Raw genomic sequence first — 16,024 nt, forward strand, 5'->3', positions numbered from 1 at the left:
GAATGCAATGTTAGCAGACGCTTAACAGAAACTCAAAAACGCAAGTAACCCCTTATTGTACGCGGTGAATGCGGGGTAAACGCTAGGAGAGTCCAGCGAAATTTCCGCTGAATTTCCGTCGTGCATTTGGTAGAGTATTTTGCATTCAAAACGCAACAAGAGGAGTCCAATGCTGAATCTCAACTTCCACCCCGCCGGCCGCCACTTCCTGCAGATCCCCGGGCCGAGCCCCGTCCCCGACCGCATCCTGCGCGCCATCAGCTACCCGACCATCGACCACCGCGGTCCCGAGTTCGGCGCGCTGGGCCTGAAGGTGCTGGCCGGGATCAAGAAGATCTTCAAGACCGAACACCCGGTAGTGATCTATCCGGCTTCCGGCACGGGTGCCTGGGAAGCGGCGCTGTCGAACACGCTGAGCCCCGGGGATACGGTGCTGATGTTCGAGACCGGCCACTTCGCCACGCTGTGGAAGAAGATGGCCGAGAGCCTGGGCATCCGGCCTGAGTTTCTTGGCCTGCCGGGCGTGGAGGGCTGGCGCCACGGGGTGCGGGCCGACATGATCGAGGCCCGCCTGCGCGCCGATACCGCGCATGCGATCAAGGCCGTGTGCGTGGTGCACAACGAGACCTCGACCGGCGTCACCTCGGATATCGCCGCCGTGCGCCGCGCCATCGACGCGGCCGGGCACCCGGCGCTGCTGCTGGTCGACACCATCTCCGGGCTGGCGTCCGCCGACTACCGCCATGACGAGTGGGGCGTGGACGTGACCGTGTCGGGCTCGCAGAAGGGCCTGATGCTGCCGCCGGGGATCAGCTTCAATGCGCTGTCGCCCAAGGCCATCGAAGCTTCCCGCTCGGCCCGGCTGCCGCGCAGCTTCTGGGGCTGGAACGAGATCATCGAGATGAACCGGACCGGCTACTGGCCCTATACCCCCAGCACGAACCTGCTCTATGGCCTGTCCGAAGCCCTCGACATGATCCTGGAGGAAGGGCTGGACAACGTGTTTGCCCGCCACCAGCGCCTGGCCGAAGCCTGCCGCCGCGCGGTCAGTGCCTGGGGCCTGGAGATCCAGTGCGCGGACCCGGCCGTCTACAGCCCGGTGCTGACCGGCGTGATGATGCCCGACGGGGTCGACGCGGACGTGGTGCGCCGGCACATCTATGACCGCTTCAACATGTCGCTCGGCGCCGGCCTGGGCAAGGTCAGGGGCCGCATGTTCCGCATCGGCCATCTGGGCGACTGCAACGACCTCACGCTGATGGCCACGCTGGCCGGCTGTGAAATGGGCCTGAAGATCTCGGGCGTGCCGGTCGCCGCAAGCGGCACCGTTGCCGCCATGGACTACTTGGCCGCGCACGCCACGCCGCTGCCGCTCAAGGCCGCCGCCTGACGCGGCCACTTCCATCCGCGACGGGGGCAGGCGCGTGCGCCATGCCCCCGCCGGACTGATCGCAACGGATCAGCGCAGCACTGCCGTACCTGACAAAAAAACAGAGGAGACGCTGTGGATACGACCCTGCAGGCAGGAGCAAAGATCAGGACGTTCGAGGATGCGACCTATCGCAAGGTGAGCTGGAGGCTGGTGCCATTCCTGATGGTCTGCTTCCTGATCGCTTATCTCGACCGTGTCAACGTAGGTTTTGCCAAGCTCCAGATGTCGCAGCAACTGGGCTTCAGCGAGACCGTCTACGGCCTGGGCGCCGGGATTTTCTTTATCGGCTACTTCCTGTTCGAGGTGCCGAGCAACCTGGCATTGCACAAGTTCGGCGCCAAGATCTGGATCGGCCGGATCATGATCACATGGGGGATACTCTCCGCGTGCTTTGCGTTCGTGCAGACGCCAACCCAGTTCTACACGCTGCGCTTCCTGCTGGGCCTGGCAGAGGCCGGCTTTACGCCGGGCATCGTCTACTATCTGTCGTGCTGGTACCCGTCGCACCGGCGCGCCAAGATCATGGCCATCTACTGCATGGGCTCGCCGCTGTCCGGCATCATCGGCAATCCGCTGTCGGGCTACCTGATGGGCAGCATGGCCGGCGTGGGTGGGCTGGGCGGCTGGCAATGGATGTTCTTCATCGAGGCGGTGCCGGCGGTGTTGCTGGGGTGCTTCTGCTTCTACTACCTGGACAACTCGATTGCCAGGGCCAAGTGGCTGACCAGCGAGGAGAAGCAGGTGCTTGAGCTGGCCAAGACGGAGGACGTCAAGGCGGCGGACCCGCAGGCACGCGTCGGCAAGGTCTTTGCCGATCCGCGCGTCTGGCTGATCAGCCTGATCTGCTTCTGCTATGTCACGGGCCAGTACGGCATCACGCTCTGGCTGCCCACCTTCATCAAGTCGACCGGTGTCAGCGACCCGTTCCATATCGGCTTGCTGAGCGCGATTCCGTATATGGCGGCGATTGTCGCGATGTACTTCTTCGGCCGCAGTGCCGACAAGCATCGCGAGCGGCGCTGGCACCTGATCATCCCGTGCATGATGGGGGCGATCGGTTTCCTGGCCTTGCCCTGGGTCATGCACAGCACCGTGCTGTCGCTGGTGTTCCTGTCGATCGCCGCGGCCGGCATCCTGACCTGCACGCCGCTGTTCTGGTCGCTGCCGACGGCTTTCCTGAGCGGCGCGGCGGCGGCCACGGCCATCGCCATGAGCAACTCGATCGGCAACCTCGCGGGCTTTACCAGCGGCTACATGATCGGCTACCTGCGGGACGTGACCCAGAGCGGCAACAGCGCCTACTTCATGATCGCGGGGATGCTGATGCTGGGTGCGTTCTGCATCTGGACAATACCTGCCCGTCTGGTCAACCGATAGCGAGACCCAAGCGGGGTGCGGCACCTTGCCGCTGCCCCGCCTGCCCATTGCCTCGCAAACACTTCGCGCCCTTGCCGGCGCATGGAAGGCTCTCATGACAAACTCGTACGAACCGGTGCCGGATGGGCCGGGCCATCACGCGCGGTTCAGCGTGGTGGAAGCCACCGTGGCCAGCGCGCATGCCGCGATGCGCGACGGCACGCTGACGGCGCGCCAACTGGCCGGCGCATGCCTGGACCGCATCGCGGCCTATGACCAGAACGGTCCCGCCCTGCGCAGCGTCCTTCAGATCAACCCAAAGGCGCTCGACGAAGCCGCGCACATCGATGCCGTGGCTGCGCGCAATCCATCGCAGGCGCTGGCGCCGTTGCATGGCATCCCGGTGCTGGTCAAGGACAACATCGAGTGCGGCGGCATGGAGACCACCGCCGGCGCAGCCTGCCTGCGCGGCAACCTGTCCACCGGCGATGCCTTTGTCATCCGCCGCCTGCGCGAGGCGGGCGCCATCGTCCTGGCCAAGACCAACTTGCATGAGCTGGCCTCCGGCGGCGAGACGGTCAGCACCTTGTCTGGCCAGACCCTCAATCCCTATGACCTGACGCGTACGCCCGGCGGTTCCAGCGGCGGCACCGGCGCCGGCATCGCCGCCAGCTTCGGCCTGCTTGGCATCGGCACCGACGGCGTCAATTCAATCCGCTCGCCGGCGTCGGCCAATAACCTGGTCGGCCTGCGCCCGACCATGGGGCTGATCAGCCGGGCGGGGCTGGTCCCTTGCGGGCTGACGCAGGACACCATCGGCCCGATCACCCGCACCGTCGCCGATACGGCGCTGCTGCTCGACGTCATCGCCGGCTATGACCCGGCCGACCCGGTCACCAGCGAGGCCGCTGCCCACATCCCCGAGAGCTATGCCGCCAGCCTTGACCGCGACGGACTCAAGGGCGCGCGTATCGGCGTGCTGCGACATTTCTTCGGCGACCAGGATGTGCACCGTCCGGTCAACGCCGTGATGCAGGAAGCGCTGGCCATCCTCGCGGCACAAGGCGCCGAGCTGGTCGCGATTGAAGATGCCATCAGCCCGGACGAGCTGCTGGCCTCCACGCTTGTGCACCACTACGAGATGGAACGCGATCTGGATGCCTACCTGGCAGGGCTGCCACCGGGCGTGCCGGTGCGATCGATGAAGGACATCATCGCTGCCGGTTCGGTCCATCCCAGCGTCGCAGCAACCCTCACCACGGCAGTGGCGCTGAGCGGGCGGGAAGAGGAATACCGCGAACGCCTGCAGCGCCAGCAGGTCTTGCGCCAGTGGCTGCGGGACCTGATGGCGCTGCACCGGCTTGATGCCCTGGCATTCCCGCACCAGCGGCGCCTGGTGGTGCCGGTCGGCGAATCGCAGGCAGAGCGCAACGGCGTGCTTGCGTCGGCCACCGGCTTCCCGGCCATCGTCATTCCGGCCGGATTTTCGGCGCCAGACGGCAACGCACCCCAGGGCGTGCCGGTCGGGCTGGAGCTCTTCGGCCTGCCATTCACCGAACCCGTGCTGATACGGCTGGCGTATGCGGCCGAGCAGGCCTTGCGCGCGCGCCGGCCGCCGCATTCGACGCCCGCGCTGGAATAGGCGCGCGTCTGAACGACGTTTTATCGCTGCTCTACAAACGCCAGCCGGACACGGCGGCGACAAGGTTGCGGACACACCGCGACAACCTCGAACCGAGGAGGAGACAAAGATGGGCGCAGAAACTGTAGTTCAATCGTCGAATTCGCCACAGCAGCATGAGTTGGACCGTGCCATGGATGGCATCGGGGTGACGGCCTCGCACAAGAAGATCATCGTCATGATCATGCTCGGCGTGATGTTCGATGTGTTCGAGCAGAACGCCGTCGGCCTGATCGGCCCCATGCTGCGCGAGCAGTGGGGCATCTCGGTGGCGCAGATCGGCTTTCTCAATACGCTGACCTTCAGTGCCGCCGCGCTGGGACGCATCGGCTCCGGCTATATCGCGGACCGCTACGGCAGGCGCACGATGCTGAGCGCCAACCTGCTGCTGTTCACGCTGGGCGCCATCATCTGCGCGCTGGCACCGAACTACGGGGTACTGGCGGCGGGCCGCTTTATCGTCGGCATCGGCCTGGGCGGGGAGATCTCGATTGCCGTGACCATGCTGGCCGAACTGTGCTCGACCCGCTTCCGCGGGACCGCGGTGGGCCTGGTCAGCGTGGGCAGCGGCGGCTTTGGCAATATGCTGGCTCCCGCCTTCGGCCTGGCGGTCTTCGCCATGTTCCCGGGCCCGGACAGCTGGCGCTGGCTCTTTGCCTGCCTGGTGCTGCCGGCATTCTTCGTGGTGTTCTACCGGCGCTTCATTCCGGAGACGCCGCGCTTCCTGCTGTCCAAGGGGCGCGTGGAAGATGCCAACCGGGTGCTGTCGGTGCTTGCATCGGGCCGCCTGGGCAAGCTCGATGGCGAGCCGACGCCCTATATCAAGGCCGCGATGCAGGATGAGGCCCCGCGCGCCAAGGTGCGGCTGAGCGATATCTTCAGGGGCCGCCTGGCACGGCGCACGGTCGCGCTGGGCATTGCGGTGTCCATGACCTACGGCGCGCAGATCTCGGTGCTGACGCTGATGCCGACCATCCTGATGTCGCAGGGCTACACCATCTCCAAGAGCTTTCTCTTCACCATGGTGATGCAGAGCGGCAGCCTGTTCGGCGCCCTGGCGGCGTCGTACTGCGGCTATCACATTCCGCGCAAGCGGGTGCTGACAGTAGGCGCGGGGCTGGCCTGCACGGCCGGGCTGTGCTTCGGCTTCCTGACGTATAACGTGGCGCTGGTGCTGCTGTTCGGCGCGGCCTTTACGTTCTGCGTGGTGTTGCTGAACACCTCGATCTGGATCTTCGCGCCGGAGCAGTATCCTACCCACGTGCGTGCGTTCGGCACTTCGCTGATCCTGGCGCTCGGCACGCTGGCGGGGGCGCTGACGCCGCTGGTCAGCGGGCGCGTGTTTGAAACCTACGGCGTTGGCGGCATGTTCAGCATGCTGGCGGCGATGTACGCCGTGTTTGCGCTGGCCGTGCAGTTCGCGCCGGAAACCTTCGGGCGCGCCATGGGCGAGACCGCTGCCGACGACGAAGCCGTGCCGGCGGTCAGCGGCAGCACCGCCAGCGCAAGCGGCTCCTGAGACCGGTCCGCTCCCGGCGGCGTGCGGTGCGCGCTCGCCGGGGGCGGTTCACCGGGTGATATGCATCCCTCATTCAAGGAAATACCCAAGGCATGACAGCAAGCAATATTGACCGGGTCGCGCAGGCCCTGCTCAGCGCGCGGCGTGAGCACCGTTGCGCCGATGTGGAGCCGTTCGCCACCGCAATTGAGAACGCAGGCCAGGCCTACGCCGTCCAGTCCATGGTGGCGCATTCGCTGGGCTGGCAAGAGGGCGGCGCCGGCTACTGGAAATCCGGCGGGGCGTCACGCGAGGCCACGCTGACCCATGCGCAGCTTCCGTCGGCCGGCGTCTGGACCAGCCCCGCGCAAGCCGGCGACTGGCCCTTCACATGGCGCGGCATCGAGGCCGAGATCGCGCTGCGGCTGGGGCAGGGCGTGGACGCCGCGCAAGCGGCCAGCCTCGATTACGCCGGCGCGGCTGCGCTGGTCGATGCGATGGCCGTGTCCATTGAAGTCGTCGATTCGCGCTGGCAGCAATATGTAGGCGCGCCCGCGCTGCTGAAGCTGGCCGACCTGCAGGCCCACGGCGCGCTGGTGCTGGGCGCGTGGCGCGACTATGCCGCGCGTGATTGGGAAACACAGCGTTGCCGGGTGCAGATCGGCGCGGCAACGATCGAGCGTCGCGGCAGCCATGCGCTGGGCGATCCGGCCTATGGTCTGGTGGCCTGGCTGCGCCACGCCACGCGCGACGGCCGACGCGTGGAGGCCGGCACGGTCGTCACCACGGGCACCTGGGTCGGCATCCTGGATGCATCCGCGGGCGACCTCGTGACCGCGGAGTTCGACGGCATCGGCCAGGCCTCGGTCCAGCTCTGAAGACGACTGACCGGAGCGCGGGGCGTCAGCTGCGGAAGCCGACGCCCTGCATGATAAGCCGCAGCACCCACGCGGCCGCGCCCAGTGCCGCCACGCTGGCGGCCCAGATCAGCACCAGCCAGCCGACGCGGCGCAGCCAGCTGTCTTTGCCGGCGTTCCGACCCGAGCGCTCTGTATCCATCAGTGATAGCCCTCGCCGTGGCGGACCTTGCCGCGGAACACGTAGTAGGCCCACACCGTGTACATCAGGATGAAGGGGATGATGAACAGCGCCCCCACCAGCGCAAAGCCCTGGCTTTGCGGCGGCGCCGCGGCGTCCCAGATCGAGATCCCCGGCGGGATGATATTGGGCCAGACGCTGATCGCCAGCCCGCTGTAGCCCAGGAACACCAGCCCCAGCGCATACATGAACGGCGAGATATTGGGCTCGCGCCGCAGCGCGCGCATCAGCATGACCATGCACAGCGCCACCAGGATCGGCACCGGCGAGAACCAGAACAGGTTGGGCAGGCGGAACCAGCGCTCGGCAATTTCCGGGTGCGTCAGCGGCGTCCACAAGCTGATCACGGCAATCACCGCCAGCAGCACCCACGCCAGCGTGCCGGTGAGCCGGATCATGCGCTGCTGCAGGTCGCCTTCGGTCTTCATGATCAGCCAGGTGCTGCCCAGCACCGTGTAGGCCACCATCAGCCCGACGCCGCAGAACAGCGGGAAGGGCGCAAGCCAGTCCAGCGGCCCGCCCGCAAAGCGGTGGCCGTCCAGCTTGATGCCGTCGATATAGGCGCCCAGCGCCACGCCCTGGAAGAACGCGGCCGTGGCCGAGCCCAGGATGAAGGAGGCGTCCCACACCGGACGCTCGCGGTCGTTGGCCTTGAAGCGGAACTCGAACGCCACGCCGCGGAAGATCAGGCCCAGCAGCATCAGCATCAGCGGCAGGTAGAGCGCGCTCAGCACCACCGAATACGCCAGCGGGAACGCCGCCAGCAGCCCGGCCCCACCCAGCACCAGCCAGGTCTCGTTGCCGTCCCAGACCGGCGCCACCGTGTTCATCATCACGTCGCGGTCATGCCGGTCCGGCACGAACGGATAGAGCATGCCGATGCCCAGGTCAAAACCGTCCATGACCACGTACATCATCACGCCGAAGAAGATGATGACGATCCAGAGAAGCGAAAGGTCGATGCCCATGGTGTCAGCTCCGGGTGCGTGCAGTGGTGGCGGGGGCGAGCACTTCGTCGTCATCCACCGCTGACAATGGCCGCGCCGGCGTATGCTCGCGGCCGGGGCCGCCTTCCGGCTTGGGCCCTTCCATGGCCGGGCCCTTGCGCACCAGCCGCATCATGTAGGCAATGCCCACGCCGAACACAAAGAAATACGCCGCCACGAAGATCGCCAGCGTCACTGCCAGCTCGGGCACGCCATGCGGCGACACCGCGTCGGCCGTGCGCTGCAGCCCGTAGACCACCCACGGCTGGCGCCCGATTTCGGTCGTGAACCAGCCGGCCAGGATGGCGAGCAGGCCGGTGGGACCCATCCATAGCGCCAGGCGCAGGAAGGCGCGGGACTGGTACAGGCGTTCGCCCCGGCGCAGCAGCAGGCTCCACACGCCCAGCAGGATCATCAGCAGCCCCAGCCCCACCATCACGCGGAACGACCAGAACAGGATGGTGGAATTGGGCCGGTCCTGCGGCGCGAACTCTTTCAGGCCCTTGATCTGCCCGTCCCAGGTATGGGTCAGGATCAGGCTGCCCAGGCGCGGCACTTCCACCGCGAAGCGCGTTTCTTCGCGCTTCATGTCGGGCCAGCCGAACAGCAGCAGCGGCAGGCCTTCATTGCCCTGGTTTTCCCAGTGGCCCTCCAGCGCGGCGATCTTGGCGGGCTGGTGCTTGAGCGTGTTCAGGCCGTGCATGTCGCCGATCACGGCCTGGATCGGCGCGACGATCAGCAGCATCCACATCGCCATCGACAGCATCTTGCGGATGGCGGGGTTGTCGCGCCCGCGCAGCAGGTGCCAGGCGGCCGACGCGCCGACGAACAGCGCCGTGGCCAGGAAGGCCGCCACGCTCATATGCACCAGGCGGTAGGGGAACGAGGGGTTGAAGATGACTTCGAACCAGTTGGTCGGCACCACGCGGCCGTTGATGATCTCGAACCCCGCCGGCGTCTGCATCCAGCTGTTCGAGGCCAGGATCCACGTGGCCGAAATCAGCGTGCCAAGCGCCACCATCACCGTGGCAAAGAAATGCAGCCCCGGACCGACGCGGTTCCAGCCGAACAGCATCACGCCCAGGAAGCCCGCTTCCAGGAAGAAGGCGGTCAGCACCTCGTAGGTCAGCAGCGGCCCGGTGATGCTGCCCGCGAACTCCGAGAAAAAGCTCCAGTTGGTGCCGAACTGGTAGGCCATCACCAGCCCGGACACCACCCCCATGCCGAAATTGACGGCAAAGATCTTGGACCAGAAGTGATAAAGGTCGCGGTAATGCGGGCGCTGCGTGCGCAGCCAGCAGCCTTCCAGCACCGCCAGGTAGGCGGCCAGGCCGATGGTGATCGCCGGAAAAATGATGTGGAAGGAAATCGTGAAGGCAAACTGGGTGCGGGCGAGGTCTAGCGCGGTCAAACCAAACATTGTGTTGTTCTCCGTGGCGCTGGCCTGGCGCACGCCCTGGACGAGCGCGGCACTGCCGTGAGGCAGGCCGGGCCCGTCGGCAGGGCGCGCCGGGGCGCGGGCCGTAGGCGCGTGCGGTAAAGCGTAGTGTACGCCGCGCACGCGGCAATGGGCAGCGTTGCTGCCGGTGGCGTGCGGGCGACATATCGCCGCACCCGGTGCCGCCGGCGCCGCTTCACGCGGCGCGCTACCCTTGTCGATGGCAATCATGCTAGCCGAGCCACGGGGAGCGGAACAGCATCACAACGGTGAAAAAACACCATATCAGTTTTGCGCGGCGCAGAAGATCGTGCTGACACTTCTGACCGTCTCTGGCGTGGCGCTGCTGGCGCGTGCCCCTTGGACGGCCCTGATCAGACGGTCCGGATCTGCGCCGCAGCCTCGCGCAGGCATTCCACCAGCTGGTCGGTGCCGAGCGATGGCGCCCGCTCACGCAACGTGATGATGCCGACAGGGGGCAGGTCGACCGGCACGGCCATCTTCAGCACGTGCAACTGGCCTTCCTCCTGCAGCGACCGGGCCACCGACTCCGCCATGAAGCCGGCCGCCCCGCGCTGGCCGACAAAAGTGAGCTGGCCAAGGTAGGACGAGGTCTCGATCACATCCTGCGGCGGATGCAGGCCGTGGCGATAGAACGCCTGCTCGATCTTCACGCGCAGCGATGCCCACGGCGGCGGCAGCACGCACGGCATCGCGGCCAGGTCGGCCCAGTTCGGGCGGGCCTTGCGCGCCAGCTTGTGGCCGCGCCCGACCACGGCCACCATCGGTTCATCGTAGAGCGCCTCGGTCAGCAGGTCCGGCGCGGCATAGCCCGGCTCCAGCCGGCCCACGATCAGGTCCAGCTCGCGCAGGCGCAGCTTGGGCAGCAGGTGGGTCAGGTCGCCTTCCTCCACCAGCACGGTGGCGCGCGCGTGGCGCTGCTTGAGCGCGCCAACGGCCTGTGCCAGCAAGACCGGCAGCGCCGCGCCCATCGAGCCCACGCGGATGCGGCCGGAGGCGCCGCTCTGCACCGCGGCGATCTCGTCGCGGGTCTGCTCGTACTGGGCCAGCACGGAGCGCGCAAAGCGCACCAGCGATTCGCCGGCGGGGGTGGGCTCGGTGCCGCGGGTGGAACGCGTGAACAGCGCCAGCCCCAGCATCTTTTCGACCTCGGTCAGCACCTTGGATACCGCCGGCTGGCTCACCGAAAGGAATTCCGCGGTGCGCCCGAGGTGGCGGAATTCATCCAGCGCCACCAGCAGTTGCAGGTGGCGCAGCTTGATATTGGAGCGCAGCGCGCGGTCGATCTGTACCATGCCCGGCAGTCTACCTAAGCTGAAGGTTATGAAGCAATGCCGATTTTCGATTGGATTGTTATGTTCAGGGGCGACAGAATGCGGGCATGACGTGGCTGGCCGCGCCGGTCCCGCCGGAAATCAAAACATCGGAGACTCCCGCAAATGACCCAAGGTTTCCCCATCGATCTCAAGCGCCGCCGTCTGCTCATCGGTGCCGCGGCGGGTGCTGCCGCGGGCGCCGCAGGCGTGCTGTTGCCTGCCGCGCGGGCGCTGGCCGCCGAGTATCCCGAGCGTCCCATTACCTTCATTTGCCCCTGGCCGGTCGGCGGCACCGCCGACCAGTCGATGCGCGCGCTGTGCCAGCTGGCCGGCGGCATCCTCAAGCAGTCGATCGTGGTGGAAAACCGCGCCGGCGCCTCCGGCATGATCGGCACCAAGGCCCTGGCGCGCGCCAATCCGGACGGCTACACCATCGGCCAGATCCCCATCTCGGTGACGCGTTTTTCGCAGCTCGGCATGCTGCAGCTGGACCCGCGCACCGAGCTGACCTACCTGGCGCGCACTTCGGGCCAGACCTTCGGTATCGCCGTGCCGGCCAACTCGCGTTTCAAGACACTGAAGGACGTGGTTGCCGCCGCCAAGGCCAGTCCCGGCAAGATCACCTATGCGCACGCCGGCATCGGCGGCGCGACCCACGTCGGCATGGAGCAGTTCGCGCTGGCCGCGGGCGTGCAGTTCAATGCGATCGCCTACAAGGGCGGCGCCCAGGCGCTGCAGGACGTGCTGGCCGGGCAGGTGGACCTGCTGGCCGATTCCAGCTCATGGGCGCCGCACGTGGAAGCCGGCAAGGCGCGCCTGCTGGCCACCTGGGGCGAACAGCGCGCGACGCGCTTCAAGGACACGCCGACGCTCAAGGAACTAGGCTACAACGTGGTGGTGGAAGCGCCCAACGGCATCGGCGCCCCGAAGGGCCTGCCGCCCGCCGTGGAAAAGAAGCTGCGCGACGCCTTCCGTGTCGCGGTGGCCAGCAACGAATTCAGGCAAGTGGCGGCGCGCCTGGATGCGCCCGTGATGTACCTGGACGGTCCTGAGTACAAGAAGTACGTGGCCAGCGTCTATGACCAGGAAACCCAGCTGATCCAGCGCCTCAAGCTGAAAGAACTGCTGCAGCAAGGCTGATAGCCGTCGAAAGCAAAGTCCAAGTGAATCCCAATCCTGTCATCCGCCTGCACGCCAACGACAACGTGCTGGTCGCCCGCAGCGACCTCAGCCTTGGCCAGCAGCTGGCCGACCCCGCCGTGCGCGTGCGCGCGCAGGTGCCGGCCGGCCACAAGATCGCGGCCTGCGCCATCGCGGCCGGCACGCCGGTGCGCAAGTTCGACACCGTCATCGGCGTGGCCGCGCGCGATATCACCCAGGGCGACCACGTGCATTCGCATAACCTGACCCTGGTCGATTTCTACCGCGACCCGGCGTTCTGCCAGGACGTGCGGCCGGTGGACTACGTGCCCGAGGCCCAGCGCGCCAGCTTCAACGGCTTTGTGCGCCCGGACGGGCGCGTCGGCACGCGCAACTTCATCGGCATCCTGTCGTCGGTCAATTGCTCGTCCACGGTGATCCGACAGATTGCCGCGCATTTCACGCCGCAGTGGCTGGCGGCCTATCCGAATGTCGATGGCGTGGTCGCCTTCGCGCAGACCAGCGGCTGCGGCATGTCGTCGCCGAGCGAGCATTTCGACGTGCTGCGCCGCACGCTGGCCGGCTATGCACGCCATCCCAACCTGGCCGGCGTGCTGATCGTCGGCCTGGGCTGCGAGCGCAACCAGGTGGCGTCGCTGGTGGAATCGCAGGGGCTGGAGCCCGGTCCCGCGGTGCATACGCTGGTGATGCAAGACAGCGGCGGCACGCGCGCCACCATTGCCGCCGGCATCCGCGCGATCGAATCGATGCTGCCCGCGGCCAATGCCGCGGTGCGCCAGCCGGTATCCGCCAGCCACCTCAAGATCGGGCTGGAATGCGGCGGCTCGGATGGCTTTTCCGGCATCAGCGCCAACCCGGCGCTGGGCGCGGCGATGGATATCCTGGTGCGCCATGGCGGCACCGCCATCCTGTCCGAGACCCCGGAAATCCACGGCGTTGAGTTCATGCTGACGCGCCGCGCGGTGACGCCCGAGGTCGGCCAGAAACTGCTGGACCGCCTGGCCTGGTGGGAGCGCTACACCGCCGGCCACAACGCGCAGTTCAACGGCGTGGTCGGCCACGGCAACCAGCAGGGCGGCCTGGCCAACATCTTCGAGAAGTCGCTGGGCTCGGCCATGAAGGGCGGCACCACGCCGCTGCGGGCGGTGTACGAGTACGCCGAGCCGATCGACCAGGCCGGCTTTGTCTTCATGGACTCGCCCGGCTATGACCCGGTTGCCGTCACCGGCCAGATCGCCAGCGGCGCCAACCTGATCTGCTTTACCACCGGACGCGGTTCGATGTTCGGCTCCAAGCCCGCGCCGACCATCAAGCTGGCCTCCAACTCGGCGATGTACCACCGGCTGGAAGAAGACATGGACATCAACTGCGGCCTGGTGCTCGACGGCGAGCTGACCGTGCCGCAGATGGGCCAGCGGATCTTCGAACACATCCTGCGCGCGGCCTCCGGCGAGCCGACCAAGAGCGAGGCGCTGGGCCTGGGCGACAACGAGTTCGTGCCGTGGCACCTCGGCATCGTCAGCTGAGCAGGCCATATTAATTTTGCGAATGCCATTCAGTTGCGGCACCGTCGTTCCCGCGAAGGCGGGAACCCAGTGACTTCTAAAGACGCTGGATTCCCGCCTTCGCGGGAATGACGGTAGGGACTGAAACGTTTTTAGCCCTGCATCTGCACTCCTTCTGCCTACACCGATGCCCCTGATCCTTTCCGAGCAAGCGCTGCTGCGCAGCCAGAACCTGATTGACGACCGGTGGCGCGATGCCGGCCTTGGCGCCCGCCTGCCGGTCGCCGATCCGGCCACTGGCGAAACCTTTGCCAACGTGCCGGACAGCGATGCCGGCGATGCCCGCCTTGCCGTCGATGCCGCCGCGGCCGCGTTCCCGGCCTGGAGCCGCCGGCCCGCGCGCGAACGCGCCCAGTTGCTCAAGCGCTGGCATGCGCTGATCCTCACGCACCAGGAAGACCTGGCGCGCATCATCTCGACCGAGCAGGGCAAGCCCTTGAAGGAAGCGCGCGGCGAGGTGCAGTACGGCGCGTCATATGTCGAGTGGTTTGCCGAAGAGGCCACCCGCATCTGCGGCGACATCGTCGCCGAAGCCGTGCCGGGCCGCAAACTGCTGGTGTTGAAGGAACCGGTGGGCGTAGTCGCGGCGATCACGCCGTGGAACTTCCCGCTGGCGATGATTGCCCGCAAGATCGCTCCCGCGCTGGCCGCTGGCTGCACGGTGGTGGCCAAGCCCGCCGAGGACACGCCGCTGACCGCGCTGGCGCTGGTGTGGCTGGCGCAGCAGGCTGGCATGCCCGCCGGCGTCATCAACATCGTCACCGCCTCGCGCGAGCACACGCCCGGCGTGGTCGACGCCTGGCTGGCCGACAGCCGCGTGGGCAAGATCACGTTCACGGGTTCGACGCCCGTGGGCAAGCACCTGGCGCGCGAATCGGCCGGCACGCTGAAGAAGCTGTCGCTGGAGCTGGGCGGCAACGCGCCCTTTATCGTCTTCGAGGACGCCGACCTGGATGCCGCGGTCGATGGCCTGATGGCGTCCAAGTTCCGCAACGGCGGACAGACCTGCGTCTGCCCGAACCGGGTCTACGTGCATGACGCCGTGCACGACGCCTTTGTCGAGCGCCTGGCACAGCGCGTGGGCGCGCTCCACGTCGGCCCGGCCACGGAAGAGGCCGCGCAGATCGGCCCCATGATCAATGCCCGCGCCGTCGACAAGATCGCGCGCCATGTGGAGGACGCCGTCGCCAGGGGCGCGCGCGCGGTCACCGGCGGCAAGCGCGTGCGCACCGCCGACGGCCCGCACTACTACGCGCCGACGGTGCTGGTCGACGCCACCCCCGCGATGGAGCTGTCGTGCGAAGAGACCTTCGGCCCGGTCGCGCCAGTCTTCCGCTTCCGCGATGAAGCCGAGGTGATCCGCGACGCCAACGACACCCCGTTCGGCCTGGCCGCCTATTTCTACGCCAACGACATCCGCCGCATCTGGCGCGTGGCGCAGGCGCTGGAAACCGGCATGGTCGGCATCAACGAGGGCGCGATCGCGGCCGAGGCGGCGCCGTTCGGCGGCGTGAAGGAATCGGGCTACGGGCGCGAGGGCTCGCGCCACGGGCTGGACGACTACATGCATACCAAGTACCTTTGCCAGGGCCAGCTCGGCTGAAGCGCCGGGCCCATCGATCTTCGAACCGGAATACCCCATGCCCGCAAACAACCCTTTCAAGACCGCACTGGCCGCGCGCCAGGCGCAGATCGGCCTGTGGCTGTCGATGGCGACGCCGTACCTGGCCGAAGTGTCGGCCACCACAGGCTTTGACTGGCTGCTGATCGACGGCGAACACGCCCCCAACGACCTGCGCTCGACCCTGCACGCGCTGCAGGCCGTGGCCCCATACCCGGTCCAGCCCGTGGTGCGCGCCGTGGCCGGCGAAGTGCCGCTGATCAAGCAGCTGCTTGATATCGGCGCCCGCAGCCTGCTGGTGCCGATGGTCGATACCGCGGAACAGGCCCGCGCGCTGGTCAGCGCCACGCGCTATCCGCCGCAAGGCATCCGCGGCGTGGGCAGCGCGATTGCGCGTGCCTCGCAGTGGAGCGCCCGCACCGACTACCTCGACGTGGCCGACGATGAAATCTGCCTGCTGGTGCAGGCCGAAACCGTCACCGCATTGCAGAACCTGGAAGCCATCTGCGCGGTGGACGGCATCGACGGCGTCTTCATCGGCCCGGCCGACCTGGCAGCCTCGATGGGCCACCGCGGCCGCCCCGGCCACCCGCAGGTGCAGGCCGCCATCGAAGGCGCGATGCGCACCATCGTCGCCAGCGGCAAGGCCGCCGGCACGCTGACGTCGGACCCGGCGCTGGCACGTCGCTACCTGGACCTGGGCTGCACCTTCGTGGCGACGGGTGTGGACGTCATGATCTACGCTAACGCCGCGCGCAGGCTTGCCGCATCGTTCCGTGACCTGCCGTCGGACGCCTGCGCCGACAAGCCCTCCGCCGCGTACTGACCCGTATCTCCTTCGCCTTACACAC

General features: G+C 67.3%; 13 protein-coding genes. 9 read left to right on the plus strand and 4 right to left on the minus strand.

Features of this window, described 5'->3' with window-relative positions; genetic code table 11:
* Nucleotides 1–169: 169 nt before the first annotated feature.
* From ACREYQ_RS23595 to ACREYQ_RS23615, 5 genes are all read left to right on the plus strand, one after another.
* Nucleotides 170–1,390 carry a pyridoxal-phosphate-dependent aminotransferase family protein gene (locus tag ACREYQ_RS23595; protein WP_432262570.1) on the plus strand — a complete coding sequence of 407 codons (1,221 nt, stop codon included), beginning with the start codon at nt 170–172 and terminating at the stop codon, nt 1,388–1,390.
* Nucleotides 1,391–1,504: 114 nt separating this feature from the next.
* The gene (locus tag ACREYQ_RS23600) at nt 1,505–2,809 is read left to right on the plus strand and encodes an MFS transporter (RefSeq protein ID WP_432262571.1); all 1,305 of its coding nucleotides are present in this window, start codon (nt 1,505–1,507) and stop codon (nt 2,807–2,809) included.
* Nucleotides 2,810–2,903: 94 nt separating this feature from the next.
* On the plus strand, nt 2,904–4,430 hold the full coding sequence (locus tag ACREYQ_RS23605; RefSeq protein ID WP_432262572.1) for an amidase family protein: 1,527 nt from the start codon (nt 2,904–2,906) through the stop codon (nt 4,428–4,430).
* Between the two features lie 109 nt (nt 4,431–4,539).
* Nucleotides 4,540–5,988: an MFS transporter gene (locus tag ACREYQ_RS23610; RefSeq protein WP_432262573.1), complete on the plus strand. Its 1,449-nt coding sequence runs from the start codon at nt 4,540–4,542 to the stop codon at nt 5,986–5,988.
* Between the two features lie 92 nt (nt 5,989–6,080).
* Nucleotides 6,081–6,845: a fumarylacetoacetate hydrolase family protein gene (locus ACREYQ_RS23615; protein WP_432262574.1), complete on the plus strand. Its 765-nt coding sequence runs from the start codon at nt 6,081–6,083 to the stop codon at nt 6,843–6,845.
* A 25-nt stretch (nt 6,846–6,870) separates the two neighbouring features.
* Here the strand turns inward: ACREYQ_RS23615 and ACREYQ_RS23620 are convergent, their stop codons facing one another.
* The 4 genes from ACREYQ_RS23620 to ACREYQ_RS23635 all read right to left on the minus strand — a co-directional run bounded on the left by ACREYQ_RS23620 (nt 6,871) and on the right by ACREYQ_RS23635 (nt 10,805).
* Nucleotides 6,871–7,026, minus strand: coding sequence for a DUF2474 domain-containing protein (locus tag ACREYQ_RS23620; protein ID WP_432262575.1), 156 nt, complete (start codon nt 7,024–7,026; stop codon nt 6,871–6,873).
* Nucleotides 7,026–8,033 carry a cytochrome d ubiquinol oxidase subunit II gene (cydB, locus tag ACREYQ_RS23625; RefSeq protein WP_432262576.1) on the minus strand — a complete coding sequence of 336 codons (1,008 nt, stop codon included), beginning with the start codon at nt 8,031–8,033 and terminating at the stop codon, nt 7,026–7,028. Before cydB ends, ACREYQ_RS23620 begins: the two co-directional genes overlap by 1 nt.
* 4 nt (nt 8,034–8,037) lie before the next feature.
* Nucleotides 8,038–9,471 carry a cytochrome ubiquinol oxidase subunit I gene (locus ACREYQ_RS23630; RefSeq protein ID WP_432262577.1) on the minus strand — a complete coding sequence of 478 codons (1,434 nt, stop codon included), beginning with the start codon at nt 9,469–9,471 and terminating at the stop codon, nt 8,038–8,040.
* A 392-nt stretch (nt 9,472–9,863) separates the two neighbouring features.
* The gene (locus ACREYQ_RS23635) at nt 9,864–10,805 is read right to left on the minus strand and encodes a LysR substrate-binding domain-containing protein (RefSeq protein ID WP_432262578.1); all 942 of its coding nucleotides are present in this window, start codon (nt 10,803–10,805) and stop codon (nt 9,864–9,866) included.
* Nucleotides 10,806–10,949: 144 nt separating this feature from the next.
* Here ACREYQ_RS23635 and ACREYQ_RS23640 point away from each other — a divergent pair, with 144 nt between their 5' ends.
* The 4 genes from ACREYQ_RS23640 (at nt 10,950) to hpaI (ending at nt 15,999) form a co-directional block, all read left to right on the plus strand.
* Nucleotides 10,950–11,966 carry a tripartite tricarboxylate transporter substrate binding protein gene (locus ACREYQ_RS23640; protein WP_432262579.1) on the plus strand — a complete coding sequence of 339 codons (1,017 nt, stop codon included), beginning with the start codon at nt 10,950–10,952 and terminating at the stop codon, nt 11,964–11,966.
* 23 nt (nt 11,967–11,989) lie between these two features.
* Nucleotides 11,990–13,513 carry a UxaA family hydrolase gene (locus ACREYQ_RS23645; RefSeq protein ID WP_432262580.1) on the plus strand — a complete coding sequence of 508 codons (1,524 nt, stop codon included), beginning with the start codon at nt 11,990–11,992 and terminating at the stop codon, nt 13,511–13,513.
* 166 nt (nt 13,514–13,679) lie between these two features.
* Nucleotides 13,680–15,155, plus strand: coding sequence for an NAD-dependent succinate-semialdehyde dehydrogenase (locus ACREYQ_RS23650; RefSeq protein ID WP_432262581.1), 1,476 nt, complete (start codon nt 13,680–13,682; stop codon nt 15,153–15,155).
* 37 nt (nt 15,156–15,192) lie between these two features.
* Entirely contained in the window at nt 15,193–15,999 is an 807-nt protein-coding gene (gene hpaI / locus ACREYQ_RS23655) for a 4-hydroxy-2-oxoheptanedioate aldolase (RefSeq protein WP_432262582.1), read from the plus strand.
* The last annotated feature ends 25 nt before the right edge of the window (nt 16,000–16,024 follow it).

Source organism: Cupriavidus sp. TMH.W2, assembly GCF_050847365.1.
Classification (GTDB): domain Bacteria; phylum Pseudomonadota; class Gammaproteobacteria; order Burkholderiales; family Burkholderiaceae; genus Cupriavidus.